This window comes from Microbacterium sp. CPCC 204701 (assembly GCF_004010105.1).
Taxonomy (GTDB): domain Bacteria; phylum Actinomycetota; class Actinomycetes; order Actinomycetales; family Microbacteriaceae; genus Microbacterium.
The window spans coordinates 1-1,888 of record NZ_RRYE01000490.1 but is presented as its reverse complement, the minus strand read 5'-3'; the positions used below and the strand labels follow the sequence as shown (position 1 = coordinate 1,888).

Sequence of the window (1,888 nt, the reverse complement as noted above, 5' to 3'; positions counted from 1 at the left end):
AGCGCCGGATCGCCAGCAGGCGCTCGCCCTCCTCGCGGTCGCGCGACACCGTGACGGTGCCGCCGGCGGCACGCAGCACGGCGGCGATCGCGTCCGCCTCGGCCGCCGCTGCCGGCCCGTCGGTCTGGATCGTCAGCTGAGCCGCGCCGGGTGTCGGCGGAGCGAGAGCCAGCAGCGCGTGGACGGCTGCGAGGGACGCGGCATCCATCAGCTCCATGATCGCCGGCTGCGCACCCGACGCGGTGACGGCGGCGGATGCCTCGGCCGCAGTGCGCACGTCGCCGAAGGTCGCGGCAATCGTGCACACCACGCCGGGCACGAGCCGACGCAGCTTCAGCGTCGCGCCGACGACGACGCCGAGCGTGCCCTCGGATCCGATCACCAGCGACGTGAGGTCCAGGCCCGTGACGCCCTTGACCGTGCGATGGCCGAGGCGCAGCAGGCGCCCGTCGGCGAGCACCAGGTCGACGCCCAGCACCGCGTCGCGCACGACCCCGTACTTCGCGCACAGCAGCCCGCCGGCGCCCGTGGCGATGTTGCCGCCGACGGTCGAGATGGCGCGGCTCGCGGGGTCGGGCGCCCACCACAGGCCGTGCGGGGCGAGCGACGCGTTGAGGTCGGCGTTCAGGATCCCGGGTTCCACGACGGCGGTGAGGTCGTCGGCGCTCACCTCGAGGATGCGGTCCATCCCGCGCAGCGACAGTGCGATCTCGCCACCGCCCGCGTTCGCACCACCGGCCAGCCCGGTGCCGGCACCGCGGGTGACGACGGGGGTGCGGGTCTCGCTCGCGATGCGGAGGGTCTGCTGCACATCGTCGACGGAGCGGGCGCGGACGACCGCGATCGGAAGGCCGGATGCCGCGTGCCCCGACTTGTCGGCGCGGGCCACGGCCAGCGACTCCGGCGCGGTGTCGACCCGCTCGCCGAGAGCCGAGCGCAGGCGCGTGAGGACGTCGGCCTCGCTCACGAGAGGCGCCGGCGACCCGCGACGACTCCGACCGCGATCGCGACCGCGCCGAACGCGAGTCCGACCCAGACGTTGCCCATGTTCCACCAGGCCACGGTCGCCGACGCGTACACGAGGAGCTCGACGATCGCGCGGACGAACGGGTGCACCGCGATCACGGCACGGGGCGAGACGAACAATGCCCACGCGAGAATCGCGGCGACGGGCGCGACGATGCCGACGACGACGTTCCACGGGAACGGCCACATCGTGAAGCCCCACAGTGCCAGAGTCGCGAACGCGAAGATCTCGCACAGGAACGCCAGGATGTCGATCGCCGTCAGCGGCGTGCGCATCCCTGCCACCTGCTCGGCGGCGTGAGACGAGGCGCCGCTCGGTGCCGCGGGCGTGGTCCTGGTCGTGGGCGCGGGGGAGCCGTTCGGCGTGTCGGACATGCCTCAAGTCTACGGCTCGGGATGTGGCTGCTCCTGGCCGCGGGCGGCCGGCGGGCCTCACCCGGGATCGTCCGCGGGCTCCATCGCCGGCGTCCGAGCCGGGCGAAACCAGAGGTCTTCACCGTCGCGGAGTGCGCCGATCTTTCCGGACCCGCGTCATATTCCGGGCGGATCGCAGTCTCTTATTCAAGGAGGCACCTGGTTTTCTTCTGGGGAGGGAACCGACTGCCCCTCCCGCGGCCCCGATCCGCGGGAGGCGGGGCTCGGAGATAACTCGGGGGAGGGATCTCCGAGTTCCGCCGCCATCGTCGCCCGCACGCGTCAGACGGGCGTCCCGGCGACCCACACGCGCCGCACCTCGAGCGCATCGTCCAGCAGCACGGCGTCGGCGATGCCGCCCCTGTCGAGCCGGCCGAGATCCGGGCGCCCGATCGCCGCCGCGGGGATCGCGGTCGCCGCCGCGACGGCATCCGTCACGGGCACGCCG

The 1,888-nt window shown here is 73.6% G+C and carries 3 protein-coding genes; all 3 read right to left on the bottom strand.

Going from position 1 to position 1,888, the window contains the following annotated elements; all coding sequences use genetic code 11:
- Positions 1–967 (bottom strand): FAD-binding oxidoreductase (locus tag EIO58_RS17135; protein WP_164861833.1); only part of this gene is annotated, 967 nt, incomplete at its 3' end.
- On the bottom strand, positions 964–1,401 hold the full coding sequence (locus EIO58_RS17130) for a YrdB family protein (protein ID WP_127820468.1): 438 nt from the start codon (positions 1,399–1,401) through the stop codon (positions 964–966). The genes EIO58_RS17130 and EIO58_RS17135, both read right to left, overlap by 4 nt.
- A 321-nt stretch (positions 1,402–1,722) precedes the next feature.
- A complete protein-coding gene (locus EIO58_RS17125; RefSeq protein ID WP_240658968.1) occupies positions 1,723–1,878 on the bottom strand; it encodes an amidohydrolase family protein in 156 nt (51 codons plus the stop codon).
- Between the last annotated feature and the right edge of the window lie 10 nt (positions 1,879–1,888).